This is a genomic window from Gemmatimonadota bacterium, from assembly GCA_016720805.1.
In the GTDB taxonomy this organism is placed as follows: Bacteria; Gemmatimonadota; Gemmatimonadetes; order Gemmatimonadales; family GWC2-71-9; genus Palsa-1233.
Genome location: JADKJZ010000001.1, coordinates 344974 through 360238 on the forward strand (window position 1 = coordinate 344974; position 15265 = coordinate 360238).

General features: G+C 68.7%; 14 protein-coding genes. 8 read left to right on the forward strand and 6 right to left on the reverse strand.

Translation table 11 applies throughout. The features are described 5' to 3' along the window. The first annotated feature begins 5 nt into the window (after positions 1-5). The 7 genes from IPP98_01590 (at position 6) to IPP98_01620 (ending at position 6292) form a co-directional block, all read left to right on the forward strand. Positions 6-1523, forward strand: a complete 1518-nt coding sequence (locus IPP98_01590) for a HAMP domain-containing protein (GenBank protein MBL0177805.1) — start codon at positions 6-8, stop codon at positions 1521-1523. Between the two features lie 108 nt (positions 1524-1631). After that, on the forward strand, positions 1632-2342 hold the full coding sequence (locus IPP98_01595; protein MBL0177806.1) for an energy transducer TonB: 711 nt from the start codon (positions 1632-1634) through the stop codon (positions 2340-2342). 71 nt (positions 2343-2413) lie between these two features. Beyond that, the gene (locus tag IPP98_01600) at positions 2414-3163 is read left to right on the forward strand and encodes a MotA/TolQ/ExbB proton channel family protein (protein ID MBL0177807.1); all 750 of its coding nucleotides are present in this window, start codon (positions 2414-2416) and stop codon (positions 3161-3163) included. After that, on the forward strand, positions 3144-3578 hold the full coding sequence (locus IPP98_01605) for a biopolymer transporter ExbD (GenBank protein MBL0177808.1): 435 nt from the start codon (positions 3144-3146) through the stop codon (positions 3576-3578). The genes IPP98_01600 and IPP98_01605 overlap by 20 nt, the downstream gene beginning before the upstream one ends. 2 nt (positions 3579-3580) lie before the next feature. Beyond that, the gene (locus tag IPP98_01610; protein ID MBL0177809.1) at positions 3581-4000 is read left to right on the forward strand and encodes a biopolymer transporter ExbD; all 420 of its coding nucleotides are present in this window, start codon (positions 3581-3583) and stop codon (positions 3998-4000) included. Between the two features lie 7 nt (positions 4001-4007). Then, the gene (locus tag IPP98_01615; protein MBL0177810.1) at positions 4008-4799 is read left to right on the forward strand and encodes a hypothetical protein; all 792 of its coding nucleotides are present in this window, start codon (positions 4008-4010) and stop codon (positions 4797-4799) included. Then, positions 4796-6292: an amino acid permease gene (locus IPP98_01620; protein ID MBL0177811.1), complete on the forward strand. Its 1497-nt coding sequence runs from the start codon at positions 4796-4798 to the stop codon at positions 6290-6292. Before IPP98_01615 ends, IPP98_01620 begins: the two co-directional genes overlap by 4 nt. A gap of 605 nt (positions 6293-6897) precedes the next feature. Here IPP98_01620 and IPP98_01625 read toward each other — a convergent pair. The 6 genes from IPP98_01625 to IPP98_01650 all read right to left on the reverse strand — a co-directional run bounded on the left by IPP98_01625 (position 6898) and on the right by IPP98_01650 (position 13967). After that, on the reverse strand, positions 6898-7887 hold the full coding sequence (locus IPP98_01625) for a PDZ domain-containing protein (protein MBL0177812.1): 990 nt from the start codon (positions 7885-7887) through the stop codon (positions 6898-6900). Between the two features lie 171 nt (positions 7888-8058). After that, entirely contained in the window at positions 8059-8940 is an 882-nt protein-coding gene (locus IPP98_01630) for a hypothetical protein (GenBank protein ID MBL0177813.1), read from the reverse strand. Beyond that, entirely contained in the window at positions 8937-10406 is a 1470-nt protein-coding gene (locus tag IPP98_01635) for a sodium/solute symporter (protein ID MBL0177814.1), read from the reverse strand. The genes IPP98_01630 and IPP98_01635 overlap by 4 nt, the downstream gene beginning before the upstream one ends. Positions 10407-10536: 130 nt before the next feature. Beyond that, the gene (locus IPP98_01640) at positions 10537-10866 is read right to left on the reverse strand and encodes an iron-sulfur cluster assembly accessory protein (protein ID MBL0177815.1); all 330 of its coding nucleotides are present in this window, start codon (positions 10864-10866) and stop codon (positions 10537-10539) included. 138 nt (positions 10867-11004) lie between these two features. After that, the gene (locus IPP98_01645) at positions 11005-12198 is read right to left on the reverse strand and encodes a beta-lactamase family protein (GenBank protein MBL0177816.1); all 1194 of its coding nucleotides are present in this window, start codon (positions 12196-12198) and stop codon (positions 11005-11007) included. Then, complete coding sequence (locus IPP98_01650; GenBank protein MBL0177817.1) at positions 12195-13967, reverse strand: hypothetical protein; 1773 nt, start codon at positions 13965-13967, stop codon at positions 12195-12197. Before IPP98_01650 ends, IPP98_01645 begins: the two co-directional genes overlap by 4 nt. On the opposite strand from IPP98_01650, the gene IPP98_01655 reads away from it, so the two are divergent. Next, positions 13956-15242, forward strand: a complete 1287-nt coding sequence (locus IPP98_01655) for a DUF1343 domain-containing protein (GenBank protein ID MBL0177818.1) — start codon at positions 13956-13958, stop codon at positions 15240-15242. The genes IPP98_01650 and IPP98_01655 overlap by 12 nt on opposite strands. The last annotated feature ends 23 nt before the right edge of the window (positions 15243-15265 follow it).

Genomic DNA, 15265 nt, shown 5'->3' on the forward strand with positions numbered 1-15265 from the left:
CTCACGTGCAATCGATCCGGCGCCGGCTCTCCCTCTCCTACGCGCTGGCGCTCACCACGACCCTCGGCGTCTTCGGCGCGGCGCTCTACCTCGACCGGCGCAGCGCGGCGGCCCGGGAACGCGAAGAGCGGGTCGAGACCCGACTGAAGGTCGAGGCGAACTTCGCCGTGTCGTGGCTGGAGCAGCAGTCGCGCATCTATCCGCGCCTGGTGCGCGGGATGCGCCGAATCGGCTCCACCAATCCGGCCGACTCCACCTGGGATCTGCTTCCCGAAATCCGCGGCTACTTCCAGGGGCTCGGGCAGGACTACCTCTTCGTCGCCGATCCCTCGGGCCGCCTGCTCTTCGTGTCGCAGTCCGCCAACGACCTCGAGCCCGCCTCGCTTTCCGCGGTCCGTGACATCCTGATCCGCACGCCCGTCATGTTGCGCTCCGGGCGCCTGCGCCTCACCCCCGACGGCGAGCCGTTCCGCTACTACATGTTGCCGACCGACTCGGTGCGCGAAGTGCGCGCGGTGCTGCTCGCCGCCCGGCCCGACGACTCGACCGGCTATGGGCCGAACGAGTTGCTGATGGCGATGCTGATCGTGGCGCCGCTGATTCTCGTCGCCTCGATCGTCCTCGGCTACTGGCTCGCCGGCCGTGCCCTCCAGCCGATGGACACGATGGTCGAGGAACTGGTCGCGATGCGCGACGGCCGCTCGCTCCACCGCCGCATCGCCGTCCCCCCGGGGCAGGACGAGCTCAGCCGCCTGGCGCAGAACCTCAACGCGATGCTCGACCGCGTCGAGCAGTCCTTCGTCGCGCTCCGGCGCTTCACCGCCGACGCCTCGCACGAGCTCAAGACGCCGCTGATGGTGCTCCGCGCCGGGGTGGAGCGGTCGTTGACCGATCCGCGGACCCCTGCGGAACTGGTGGCCTCGCTCGACGAGACGCTCCGGCAGATCAACCAGATGAGCGACCTGGTCACCAACCTCCTGACGCTCGCGCGGGCGGATGAGGGCCGCTCCTCCCTGGTGCTCCGCCCAGCGGACCTCCGCGGCCTGGTGGCCGAGGCGGGGGAGACGGCGGAAATCCTCGGCGAGCAACAGCGGGTGACGGTGGTCCTGGACCTGCCGGAAGTCGCCGTCGAGGTGCCGGTGGATCCGCCCCGGATGCGCCAGCTGCTGATGAACCTGGTGACCAATGCGGTCAAGTACACGCCGGCTGGCGGCACCGTCACGCTGACCTTGCGAGACCAGCCGGAGGCGGCCATCCTCTCGGTGCAGGACACCGGCATCGGGATCGCGCCCGGCGACCTGGAACACGTCTTCGACCGCTTCTGGCGGGCGGACCCGGCCCGGTCCCGCACCGGTGACCGCCCGGGGACCGGGCTGGGACTCGCCATCGTCAAATGGGTCGCTGAGGCCCACGGCGGGTCCATCCAGGTCCAGAGTCGGCCGGGGAGGGGGAGCACCTTCGTGGTGACCATCCCCAAGCTGGAGCCGAAGGTGCCGTCCCCTGTCCCTGAAGGCGATCGCTAACGCAGTTGTCATTGAATTGTCATCCAGCGGTGACGCGGGTGCGAAGTGACCCCGCGACATTCCCTGCCGAGTCTGTTGGTCCCGCCCCACTTGCGGAGGTTCGTCCGCGTGTTTGAAAACCTGATCGAGTCCAAGCCGAAGAAGGATCGTACCATCGGGCAGACTGCCGTCTCGGTGGTCGTCCACATCTTTCTGGTCCTCGGCGCCGTCAAAGCCACCCAAGGGGCGGCCGAAACGGTGAAGCAGATTCTTGAGGACACCACTGCGGTGTTCATCAAGCCTCCCGAGCCGCCACCGCCGCCGCCACCGGACGAGGTGCCGCCGGACGTCGTGGTGTCGAACAATCCCCCGCCGCAGGGATTCCAGACGATCATGCCGCCGGACAAGATTCCGACGGAGATTCCGCCGGTGAACCTGAACGAGAAGTTTGACGCGAAGGACTTCTCCGGAAAGGGCGTCGAGGGCGGCATCGCCAAGGGCATCATCGGCGGCACCGGCCCCGTGGGCGACATCATCGCCGGCGAGACCTTCACGCAGGACCAGGTCGACGATCCGGTGGCCTACATCGATGGCGCCGACCCGGTCTTCCCGCCGGCCATGCGTGGCGCCGGCATCGCCGGCCGCGTGACGCTGCAGTTCATCGTCGGCACCGACGGGCGGGTCGAGCGGTCGTCCATCAAGGTCATGAGCAGCACGAACAAGGCCTTCGAGGATCCGGCGGTCACCGCGATCAGCCGGGCCCGCTTCAAGCCGGCCAAGATGCGCGGTCAGGCCGTGCGCCAGCTGGTCCAGCAGTCAATCGCATTCGATATCCGCTGACGGCGCTTCACGCCGCAGGAACCCAGGGCCGCGCCGTCGCGGCCAGTCATCCACCCGGAAGAGGTTGAGCGATGAATACGTCACTCCTGAAGCTCTGGTCAGACGCGGGCTACTTCGCCAAAGGCATCGTCATCTTGCTGGCGATCATGTCCGTCTACTCCCTGACGATCACGATCCAGAAGCTGATCAAGATCAAGAAGAGCGAGGCCGCGACCCGCAAGTTTGCGCCGCAGTTCTCCCGCGCGATCCAGGAAGAGAACATCGAGCAGGCCATCACCATGGCCGAGAAGAACAAGGACAGCCACGTCGCCCGCGTCCTCGGCGGCGCCCTGGCCGAAGTGAAGCCGCTCCTGCGTGACCGCGCGACGATCACCGCCGCCGACATCAACTCGGCCGAGCGTGCGGTCGAGCGGCAGATGATGATCACCCTCGCCGAGTTCAAGCGTGGCTCGGGCGTGCTCGGCACGGTCGGGTCGACCGCGCCGTTCGTCGGGCTGCTCGGCACCACGATGGGTATCGTCAACGCCTTCCAGGCGATGAGCGCCGGCGGCGCGTCGGGCGGCCTCGCGGGCATCGGCGCCGGTATCGCCGAGGCGCTGATCACGACGGCCTTCGGCCTCATGGTCGCCATCCCGGCCGTGTGGGCGTACAACTACTTCACCACCAAGATCGAGAACCTCGCCGTCGAGATGACCTACACCTCGAAGGAGCTCATTGACTACCTGATCAAGAGCGTGGGGGCCGAGTTCGGACGCTCGATCTTCACGAAGGAGTTCCAGGCCCAGAAGGCGGTGAGTGGCAGTGGCCATATCCACGGGTAGCAAAGGCAGCGTCAATGCGGAGATCAACGTCACGCCGATGATCGACGTGATGCTGGTCCTCCTCATCATCTTCATGATCGTGACGCCGGTGCTCGAGTCGGGCTTCACCGCCCGCATGCCGAGTGGCGCGAACGTGAAGCCGGCGCCCGAAGAGGAGAACGAGGTCACCCTCGGTCTGGACGTTGCCGGTGGCTATTTCATCGACGGCAAGTCGATCGACAAGGAGAAGGCCGAGGCCCAGCTCACGTCGATCTTCGCGGCCCGGACCGAGGACAAGATCCTCTACTTCAAGGCCGACGCGGGCCTGAAGTACTCCAAGGTGCAGGAAGCGGTGGAAATGGCGCGCCGGGCCGGTGCCCGCGTGCTGGTGGCGATCACGGACCGCAACGGCGGCCTCATGTCAGAGGAGAAATAGCCATGGCGATGTCAACGGGCGGAGGCGGCGACGTCACCTCCGACATCAACGTGACGCCGATGATCGACGTGCTCCTCGTGCTGCTGATCATCTTCATGATCGTGCAGGCGCTGAAGCGGGCGGCCATCGACATCCAGATTCCACCGATCGAGACCGGGGCGAAGTCCAATGCCCCGAGCACCCAGATCGTGCTCGAGCTCCGCGATGACGGCAGCTATGTCATCAACGGGCAGGCCCCGACCCCGAAGGCGCAGCTCGACCGCAAGTTCCACGAGATCTACGATCAGCGTCCGGCGAAGCTGCTCTTCGTGAAGCCGGGTCAGAATCGAGTCTATGCCGACATCATCGAGGCGATTGACATCGCACGCGGTGCCGGGGTCGCGGTGGTGGGTTTCACCCCGATCGAATCGAACGCGAACTGAGCCAGGGGTGAGCATCACCCCGGCCGACGACCACGCGGGCGCACCCTCTGGGCGCGTCCGCGTTTCGGCATCCTTCCCGGAGCCGCCGCGGCGCAGCCCCGTGGCGACAGCGGCCTCGCTGTTGTTCCACGCGGTGCTGCTCTACCTGGCCATCCGGGTCAGCGCGGTGGTGGTGGAGCCGCGCGGTGGTGATTTTGCCGAGGCCTTCCAGCAGTTCATCGCGGGCGGCGGAGGCGGGGGTGGGAAGGGCGGTACCTTCATTGCCGTGGCGCCGCCGGCCGCGCCAACGGTCGTACCGGTCGAGACGCCGCCGGTGGTGACGCCAACCGTGGTCCCCACGCCGACACCGGTCGAGACTCCACCGACCGAGATTCCGCCACCGGCGGCGGCTCCCGGCGCTGCGCCGGCCGGCGCCGGAAGCGGCGGCGGGACTGGCGGGGGGACCGGCACTGGCACGGGCACCGGCACCGGCAGCGGTGTGGGGCCTGGCAGTGGGGGCGGCACCGGTGGCGGGGTCGGGACTGGGCGGGCAGGGATGCCGCCGGTGCCCCGGTCGCTGATGATCCCGCCACTGGACTTCCCCAAATCCCTGCGGGGAAAGACGGCCGAGGTCGTGTTCACCATCTCGAGTGAAGGGCGCGTCACGGACTTCACGGTGACCCCACCGATCACGGACAAGGGCTTCGCCAAGAAGTTCGACGAGGTGATGCGAGCCTACCGGTTCCGCCCTGCTCGTGACGCCGATGGCAACGACGTTGCCAGCACCTACACCTACACGTTCACCTTCGGAGCCCAATGAGCGGTCTCTTCTCCCGCAAGCCGATCATGGCGGAATCGGATCGCGGCATGCGCCGAACCCTCGGGGCTGGCGACCTCATCATGCTGGCGATCGGGGCGGTGATCGGGGCGGGCATCTTCGCCTCGCTCGGGACAGCAGCGGCCGGCGAGGTGGCGGCCGACGGCACCATCATTCGTGCGGGCGCCGGGCCAGCGCTGGTCCTCTCGTTCGTGCTGCTCGGCGTGGTCTGCGGGCTCGCGGGGCTCTGCTATGCGGAGCTCGCGGCGATGATTCCCCAGGCCGGGTCCGCGTATGCCTACACCTACGCGACGCTTGGCGAATTGCTCGCGTGGATCATCGGCTGGGACCTGATTCTCGAGTACGCCGTCGGCAACATCGCCGTCGCGGTGGCATGGAGCGGCTACTTCACCTCGCTGCTCAGCGGATTCGGCATCTTCCTGCCCGGCTGGCTGACGCACGGCTACCTGCAGGTGAAGCTCTCCTCCAATCCCGACATCGCGGTACTGATGGACACGGCCCCGCGCATCGCGGGTGTGCCGGTGTTGTTGAACGTCCCGGCGTTCCTGATCGTCGCCGCGGTCACCTGGTTGCTCCTCCTCGGCGTCCGCGAGAGTGCGCGCGCCAACAACATCATGGTCGCCATCAAGCTTCTCGTCCTCGGGCTGTTCGTGGTCGTCGGCGTGCAACACATCAACCCCGACAACTACGTCCCGTTCGCGCCGAATGGCTTCCGCGGCATCCACCAGGGCGCGGCGATCGTCTTCTTTGCCTACATCGGCTTCGATGCCATCTCCACCGCCGCGGAAGAAACCAAGAATCCGCAACGCAACCTGCCCATCGGGATTCTGGGCGGCCTCGCGGTCTGCACGCTGATCTACGTGATCGTCGGCGCCGTGGCGACCGGCCTGGTACCGTACCAGCAGCTCGCATCGGCCGATCCCCTGGCGCGCGCGCTCGACCTGGCCGGCCTGAAGACGGCGAGCTGGATCATCTCCGCCGGTGCCGTGGTCTCGATGACGGCCGTGTTGCTGGTCTTCCAGTATGGTCAGCCGCGGATCTTCTTCGGCATGGCGCGCGACGGCCTGCTGCCCAAGTGGGCCGCCAAGTTGCACCCGAAGACGCGGGTCCCGCACATCACGACCATCCTCACCGGGGTGCTCGTCGCCGGCGGTGCACTGCTCGCCGAAGAGAACATGATCTACGACCTGACCAATATCGGGACGCTCGCCGCGTTCTTCCTCGTCTCGGTCGGCGTGCTCGCGCTCCGCATTCGGGAACCTGATCGGCCGCGCCCGTTCCGCGTGCCGTTCATCTACCTGGTCTCGCCGCTCGCGGCTGGCGCCTGCCTCTTCGTGATGAAGGGGTTGCCTGCACGAGCCTGGATGATGTTCGGCTGGTGGCTGCTGGTCGGGCTCGGCATCTACGTCTTCTACGGCTACCGACATTCGGTGCTGCGGACCGGCAAGCCGGTGGTGACGGAAGAGCTCGACTAGGCAGCGAACGGCGAACAGCGAACGGCGAACAGCGGTGCAACAGGTGAGGGGTGAGGGGTGAGGGGGAACAGTCCCCTTACCCCTCACCCCTCACCCCTCACCGCTATTCGCTGTTCGCCGTTCGCTGCTACGCCCCGGCGAGCAACTCCTTCTGCGTCTTCGCCTTCTGCAGTCGGGTGAGCGCTTCCATCATCGCCTTGTCGCGGGCGATGCCACGCTCGAACGCCGCGCCGTCGCCGAGGGCGAGGCCCGCCATCTGATTCTCGAGCAGCCGATCGACCACATCCTGCGCCGCGTCGAACTGCTCACGGGTGATCGGCAGCTTGGCGCGTTCCGACAGGACGTAGAGCGAGTCGCGCCACTGCGGCGCCACCGCGAAGCCCTTCACGATGGTCGGCTGCGCCATCCGCGCCACTTCGAACGCCGCGTTCTGGAAATCGGTGATCCGCTGTCCGAGGGCGCGCGCGAGGGCCTGTTCCGGCGTGGTGGCCGTGTCCGGCTTGATCAGGACTTCGGGGGTCACCCCACCGCCCCCGAGCACGGTGCGGCCGGCGTCGGAGCGGAAGGTCGGACGCTTGCCGGCGGTATCGGTCTCGACGAAGCGTTCATCGCCCATCCCGCCATGATCCGCCTGGATGGAGCGCCCGCTCGGCGTGTACCACTTGCCGGTCGTGAGGCGGACCGCCCACCCCGAGGGCAGGGTCCGCTGGGTCTGCACCAGCCCCTTGCCGAAGGTGCGCGTGCCGATGACCAGGGCGCGGTCGTGGTCCTGCAGCGAGCCCGCCACGATTTCCGAGGCTGAGGCGGAGCCGCCATCGACCAGCACGACGATCGGCGCGGTGCCAATCGGGAGGGTGGCCTCGGCGTGATACAACATCGGGGCCTGGCCGCGGTGTTGCACGCGGGCCACTTCCATCCCCGGCGTCAGGAAGAGACCCGCCATCGCGGTGGCCGCATCGAGGTCGCCGCCAGGGTTGCCGCGCACATCCAACACGTACTTCGCCGCGCCGCGCTCGGCGAGCTGGAGCATGGCCGCCTGCACGTCCTCGGCGGCCGTGGAGTTGAAGCGCTGGATCGGGACGTAACCGATGTGCCCCTCGAGCATCAGCGTGAAGGGCACCGCCGGGAGTGCGAATGACGCCGCGCGTCACCGTCGTCGTGACCGGCGCGAGCGCAGGATAGCGCTCGTAGGTCACGCGGACGGGCGTGGCCGGTGCGCCGAGCAGGAGGGAGGTCACCGAGTCGACGATCATGCCGGAGACGTCGCGGCCGTCGACCTTGAGAATCCGATCGCCGTGGGTCAGCCCGGCGCGCGCCGCCGGTGTTCCCTCGAACACGCGATACAGCGTGACATGGCCGCCCTGGCTGCGGACCAGGGCACCGATGCCGGCGTACCGATTGCCGATGGACTGGCGCTGGAAGCGCGCCTGCTCATCGGGCGAGAGGATGGCAGCATAGGGATCGTTGAGCGAGGCGATCAGCCCTCGGGCCGCGCGCTCGTAGAGCGAGTCGACCGGGATCGAATCGACCGCAGTGTTGGCAATGATGCTGAAGACCTGGCCGAGCAGCTCCTGGCCCGCCGCCGGTCGACGCACGGGACCCTGCGCAGGCAGGGCACCGGCGACGCCGGCGAGCAGGAGGGCCAGCAGAATCGGGCGACGATTGGTCACGACGTGGGCCTCGACAAGTGGGGGACGATAAGGTGGTGCATCCCGCATAGTACGCACGAAGGGGGAAGAACGTGCCGTGAACGGGTGAGTGTTCCGTCAGGAGACGCTGTCGGCCAGCACGATGGCACCGCGGCACGGGTCGATCGCCGGTCCGTGCACGGCAATCCCGTGTCGGGCGCACTCAGCCAAGAGCAGGGGGCGCAACGGCCCCCCAGGTGCAATCAGGCCGCCCGAAAACGCCACCGCCGCAGCGCCCGGACCGGCGCCGGCGGCGCGCGCCAAGCGGCAGAGGGCGTCCAGCGCCCCCTGACGGATCTCGACGGCGGCCGCATCGCCGCGCTCCGCGGTCTGGAGCGTGGCGGGCGCCAGTGCCGCCACGGCTGCAGGCGTCGCGGTGGTGGACCACCGGACAAGGCCGGCGATCCCCTGGACCCCAGCGGCGGCACAGAGCGCCTCCGCAAGCCGGGTGGCCGGGCCGAAGCCCTCGTGCATCACGCCGACCGCCTCGAGGGCGCGCTGACCGATCCAGTACCCCGAGCCGTGGTCCCCCATTCGCCATCCGAGCCCCCCGGCGCGCCGGGCGGTGCCCTGGGCGTCACGTCCGATGGCGATGCTGCCGGTGCCGGCGATCAGCAGCACTCCAGCACCCGCCCCGAAGGCCGAGGCGCGCGCAAGCTCCGCATCGGTGGTGACCAGGGTGCGCCAGGCCAGATGCCTTCCACTCAAGGCCCCCTCGAGTTCCTCGCGCTCGTGGTCTCGGCCGGCCCCCGCGGCGCCGACGACCAGCACATCGGCGCGCTTGATGCCCGCCCGATGGAGCAACGGTCCTGCGAGTGCCGCGATCTCCTCGGCCCGGGCCGCACCCAATCCGCTCCGCATCGCACCGCCAGCCCCTTCGGCGCGGCCCCGTTCCACCGTGCCGTCAAAGAGCGCGACGCGGCACGAGGTCCCGCCGAGGTCCGCGCCGAGCACAATCACGTGGCGACTCGGCGCAACTGCGACGAGAGGATCGCCGTCCCCACCATGATCGTCGTGCCAAGCGGGACGTACCACGGCCAGGCCAGGGTGCCGAGTGTCGTCAGCATCGGGAGGCCGGACGCGGCGAGCTTGGCGGCAAAGACCGTGATCAGCATGACCGCCACGGTCACCGCCGCCGCGCGGATCACGTCGGCCCCGATCACCCGGCCGCGCATCCCGGCGAGCAGGTAGGCGCCGAGCAGCGCGCCGTACGTCACCGAGGCGATCGACAGCGCGAGGACCACGGCCGGCGTGTCGTTGCCAGTGGTGAACGCATGGAAGCCCAGTGCGCCGCCCATCAGGGCAGTACCCCAGATGATCGAAACAGCACGCCCGACGCGCAGCAGTTTGGCGGGGTCACGCTCGCCGGTGATCGACGCATACAGATCGTGGGTGAGCGAGGAGGCGAGGGCGTTGATCGACGACGAGATCGTGCTCATCGCGGCCGCGAGGATCCCCGCGATCACCAGGCCGCGAATTCCGCTGGGGAGGTGTTCGAGCACGAAGCGTCCGAAGATCTCGTTGGAGGGTGTCGTCGTCGGCGCAAGATTCGCCGCCCAGATCGCCGTGCCCACCAACAGGAAGAGCAGGAACTGCCCGATGACCAGGACGCCGGAGCCGATCAGTGCCACGCGCGCGTCACGGAGTGAGCGCGTGGCGAGCAGGCGCTGCACGATCAGGTGATCGGTTCCATGCGAGGCGGCCGAGAGGAGGGCGCCACCGACAAGGCCACCGAGCAGTGTGTACGGTGCCGTGAGGGAGAAGCTCGGATTGAAGACGCGCAGCTTCCCGGCCTCGCCTGCCACCGCGAGCACCTGATCGAAACCGCCTGCCAACTGCGAGGCGATCCAGAGCGCGGCCACTCCGCCGCCGAGATAGACGACCAACTGCACGACATCGGCCCAGATGACCGCCTTGATGCCACCGAACCAGGTGTAGAGCAAGGTGACCAGGCTCATCACGACGATCGAGAGGGGGATGCTCCATCCCGTCAGCAGTGCGAGCGGAATCGAGCCGGCGAAGATCCGGACCCCATCGCCGAGAAAGCGCGTGGCGAGAAAGACCAACGACAACGCGCGTCGGGTTGAAGGTCCGAAGCGCGTCTCGAGCCGCGCGTATGCGGTCTCCTGCTCACCCCGGAAGTAGCCGGGAAGGAGCCAGAGCGACACGCCGATGCGCCCGATCAAGTAGCCGACCGGGAGTTGCAGGAAGGTCAGGTCGCCGCGTGCCCCGAGCGCCGGCGTCGAGATCACCGTCACCGCCGATGTTTCCGTGGCGACAATCGAGAGCAGCACCGCCCATGCCGGCAGGTCCCGCGCCCCGAGGAAGTAGTCGCCGCTGGAAGCCTGCCCGCGCGAGAGCCAGAGCCCGAGGCCGAGCGTGGCGAGGAAGTAGGCGGCGATGACGGCAAGGTCGAGGGGGGTCAAGGGGGGCCCTAGGTCGTTGGTCGTTAGGCGTTGGTCGTTAGCGGATCGGTGCGTTCGGCTGGGCTGGAAACAGGCAGAGGGGGCCCCGCAACGGAACCCCCTCTAACGACTCACGACTCACGACTAACGACTAGACCGTGAACGAACTCCCACACCCACACCCACCCGTCGCATTGGGATTGGTGAAGGTGAAGCCGCTTCCCTGCATCGAGGTGACGTAATCGATCACGACCCCGGAGAGGTACTGCGCGGAGAAGGCGTCGACGAAGACGCGCACGCCGTTCAGGTCGGCGGTCATGTCGTCCTCGGCCGGCTTGTCTTCGATGTTGAGCGAGTACTTGAAGCCGGAGCATCCGCCGGGGAGGACGGAGACGCGAAGCCCAGCCGTCTCGGCGGGGACATCATCGGCCGCGAGGAACTTGCGGACTTCACCGGCGGCAGTGTCGCTGATCGTCAGCACGAAGCCCTCGGGGAGGGCCTGCGTCAGGGTCTCGCTCATGATGCCTCTCCAGAAGGGGTCTTGCTGTCGTGGAACATCGTCTGAATGGTCGCCGGCGTCAATCTGGGTACGCCTGACTGGCCCGCCGGGTTCCCGGGATCATGGCGGGGTCGAGGCACGCGGGACGATCCCCGGAAAGGCCGCCCGCATCACGGCATCGGCCACCACGGCCCGAATCAGGCCGAAGGCCGGGGTATTCCGGGTGGGATGGACCCGATTCGTCAGCAACACGATGACGATCTCACGGTCCGGGTCGACCCAGATCGAGGTGCCGGTGAAGCCGGTATGGCCGTAACTCCGGGCACTCATGATCGTCCCCGCCGAGGAGACGCCCGAGGGGGTATCCCACCCGAGTCCGCGCGACGACCCCGCCGGTTGGTCCTGCCGCCTGGTCCAGGTCGGGAACCCCTTGGGCGGGGTCGGGCCGGTGATGGGTGCTCGCCCGAGGACACCGGCGAGGGTCCACTCGCCGAAGCGGAGCAGATCCTCTGCGCTGCTGAAGAGGCCGGCGTGGCCGGAGACGCCGCCGAGCCGGGCGGTGTTCTCGTCGTGGACTTCGCCACGAAGGATGCGACCGCGCCATGGGTCCCTCTCGGTCGGGGCGATCTGCGGCCGCCATCCCTTGGGTGGCAGGTATCGCATCCGGGTCAGGCCGAGCGGCTTCGTCACCCGTGTCGCAAAGAGTCGATCGATCCGTTCGCCGTAAAGTTGTTCGAGGATCGCCGTGAGCGTGATCGCGCCGAGGTCCGAGTAGACCATCCGGGTTCCCGGCGGTGCCGAGAGGTCGGTGGTCACCGTGCGCAGGATGCCTCCCGCGCGGACGATCGTCTCGAGCCACAGCGGGCGACCGGGCGGCAGACCGCTGTCATGCAACAGCAGGTCGCGGACACGCACGGCGGACTTGTTGCCGCTGCCGCGCGCAAAATCGGGGAGATACTGCACCACCGGCGCGTCGAGGTCGAGGCGCCCTTCGTCGACGGCCATCATTGCCAAGGTCGTGAGCGTGATCACCTTGGTGAGCGATGCCATGTCGTAGAGCGTGCGGCCGTCGGGACGGGTGGCGTCGTCGAGTCCGAGGCGGCCGGTCCCGTAGACAAATCGCTCGCCGCGAATCGAGACGGCGAGGACGGCGCCCGGGGCGGCGCCGGCGCGAATCGCAGAGTCAAGCACTGCCGCTGCCGGCGCCATCCGCGTGGCAAGCGTCGCCGACACGGGCAGCGGGGTGGTGTTCGGGAGGCCGTGACTGCATCCGGCGAGCAGCGTCGCCAGCGCGACGCGAGTGCCGCGGCTCACGGGACGACGCGGCGCGTGGTGGTCCGCTGCAATCCGGTCCCCAGGGGCCATGCCGGGGGAATCGGAATCGGGGCACGCCCCGTGATGGCCCGCCGACCGCTCAGCGCCTGCGCCACCGCCTTCTCGGCCAGGGCGCTGTTGTTCCACGCAATCAGGAAGCTCGCCGCCGTCGGCACCTGCGCAATGATGTAGGGCGATCCGAAGGAGATCAGCACGGCCGGCTTCTTCGCCGTCAACGTCTTGAGCAGGTCGGCGGTCGCCGGCGCCAGACCGATCACCCCGCTATACGAACCCCAACGGGCGGAGGTCGCCAGCACCACGCTCTCGGCTGCGTCGATTGCCGCGCCGGCAGCGCTCAATTCCTTCGGCGTGGGCTCGGTGGTCGACACGCGCACCGCGGTGACGGTGTATCCGGCGGCGCGCAGATCGGTGGCGAGCGTGCTGCCGAGCGTGCTGCCGACATCGGCGATGCTGACGAGTGCGACCTTGCGCGGGGCCGCGCGCAGCGCGTCCACCGTGGCGAGCGAGTCCTTCAGCAGCACCAGCGCGCGCGAAGTGATATCGGCGGCGATCGCTTGGGAGGCGGCGGTGCCGACGACATCAGGCACCTTGGCCAAGTCGACCTCGCGCTGCTGGAAGAGTCCCATCTTCACCTTGAGCGCGAGGATCTTGGCCACCGAGCGATCGAGTCGCGCCATCGAGATCCGGCCGCTCTCGACCGCTTTCGTCATGGCGGCGATCGCGCTGGTCGGGTCCGCCGGCATCAGCAGGATGTCGGTGCCGGCCTCGAAGGCGCGGATCACGGCTTCATCGGCGCCGAACGTCTTGACGATGGCGCCCATGTCGAGGGCATCGGTCGTCACCAGTCCGGTGAAGTGCAGCGAGTCCTGCAGCAGCCCGGTCAGGATCGCGGGGGAGAGGGTCCCCGGGCGCGCCAGGCCGCTATCCATCGCGGGCAGCGCGATGTGTGCCGACATGATCGCGTCGACGCCGGCGTCGATCGCGCTGCGGAAGGGGATCAGCTCCAGCGTATCCATCCGGGCATAGCCGAACGGCAGCGAGGGCATCGCGAGGTGCGAGTCGGTGTCGGTGTCGCCGTGACCGGGGAAGTGCTTCGCCGTCGCGAGGACGCCGCCATCCTTGAGTCCGCGCACCGTGGCGGCCACCAGCGCGCCGACGGCCCGGGGGTCGCTGCCGAATGACCGGGTGTTGATGATCGGATTGTCGGGGTTGCTGTTCACGTCCGCGACGGGGGCAAAGGCGAGATGGACGCCCATCGCCCGCGCCTCGACGCCGGTGATCCGCCCCATGGTGTAGGCGTCCTCGACCTTGCCGGTGGCGGCGACGCCCATCTGCGTCGGGAAGCCGGTACCCGCTGCGACGCGCATCGTCGTCCCGCCCTCGAAGTCCGCCGAGATGAGGAGGGGGAGTGGCGCGCGACGCTGCAATGCGTTCAACTTGGCAGCCATGTCGAGCGGCGTGCCGGTCGAGATGATGATGCCGCCGACCTGCAACGAGTCCACCCACATCCGCGCACGCACCATCGTCGGGGCATCAGTGGCGGCGTAGTCGGCCAGCAACCACGGCATGACCAGCTGGCCGACCTTCTGCCGGATGGTGAGTTGGCGAAGCAGCACGGCGACCGTGTCGGCCCGGCCGACGCGCGGGGCCGATGTCGCGGCCGCACTCGTCGAGCCGCCGGGCAACGGGGCGCACGCCATCAGGGTGGCAACGATCCACAGACGCGAGGAGGCGGGATGCAGGGTCACGGGCAGTCGAGGCTCGGCAAGGGGTGGATGCTGGTGCTGCTCGGGGTCTCGGCGTGTGCCGCCCCCGCGAGTGTCGCCCGGCCGACCGTGCGTCCGGCCCCGGTCTTCGGCCGGGCACCGACCATCACGCTCACGCTGGTGCGGCCCGGGATCGAGGTATTGCTCACCGATTCGCTCGCCCTGGTGCGCGGGCGTCGCGTCGGATTCGTAACCAACCTCGCCGCCGTCGATGCCGAGGGCGTCAGTGCCATTGCGCGTTTGCGCACGGCCGGGGTCAATCTGGTGGCGCTCTTCGGTCCGGAACACGGTCTCGCCGCCACCGCCGCGCCTGGCGAGAAGGTGGCCTCCGCGGTCGACAGCGCGACGCAGACTCCAATTTACTCCCTCTACGGGCAGAACGTCCGGCCGACGCCCGCGATGCTGGCCGGCATCGATCTGTTGTTGGTGGACCTGCCCGACGTCGGGTCTCGCTACTACACCTACCTCGCCACCACGGTCGAGGTGATGAAGGCGGCCGCCCCGCTCGGTATCCCGGTCGTCATTCTCGACCGCCCCAATCCCCTCGGGGGCGCGGTGCAGGGCAATGTGCTCGACACCGCCTTCGCATCGATGGTGGGACGACTCGCGGTGCCGATGCGGCACGGCCTGACGCTGGCGGAGGAGGCGCGGCTGGCGCGTCACGACCTCGGGATTGCGGTCGACCTGCGCGTCGTGCCGGTCGACGGCTGGCGCCGCAGCCTGGCCTTCGAGTCGACCGGATTGCCGTTCCGCGCGCCGTCGCCGAATCTCCGCGACGTCGACGCGCTCTTCCACTACGCCGGGACCTGCCTCTTCGAGGGGACGGCGCTGTCCGTTGGGCGGGGGACCGATCTCCCCTTCCACGTCATTGGAGCCCCCTGGCTCGACACCACTGCCGTGCTGGCCCGGATCCGCCACGACAAACTCCCCGGCGTCGCCTTCGAGGGCACCCAGTTCACCCCGATCGCCCCGGGCGACGGCAAGTTCGCCAAGACCCCGGTCGTCGGGATCCGGCTGCGGATCGTCAATCGCGCCACCTACGACCCGACCCGGACCGCCGTGCACCTCCTCGCGGCGGTGCGGGCGGTGCACCCGGCGGAGGTCAAGATTGGCGGCTCCTTCGACCGACTTGCCGGCGGGAGCGCGCTTCGAGAGGCGCTCCTCCGCGGGGAGGACCCGGAGCAGATCGTGGCCGCGTGGCGGCCAGCCTTGGCGGCCTTCCGGGCCCGGGTCGCGGAGTTCCAGCTCTACCCCTGACGGGGCCGCGTTGCCGCATCCCC

Bases quoted from the DNA above. Each gene is read 5' to 3' on its own strand.
- IPP98_01600 (MBL0177807.1), top strand. From the start codon at position 2,414: ATGAATACGTCACTCCTGAAGCTCTGGTCAGACGCGGGCTACTTCGCC.
- IPP98_01610 (MBL0177809.1), top strand. From the start codon at position 3,581: ATGGCGATGTCAACGGGCGGAGGCGGCGACGTCACCTCCGACATCAAC.
- IPP98_01620 (MBL0177811.1), top strand. From the start codon at position 4,796: ATGAGCGGTCTCTTCTCCCGCAAGCCGATCATGGCGGAATCGGATCGC.
- IPP98_01655 (MBL0177818.1), top strand. From the start codon at position 13,956: ATGCAGGGTCACGGGCAGTCGAGGCTCGGCAAGGGGTGGATGCTGGTG.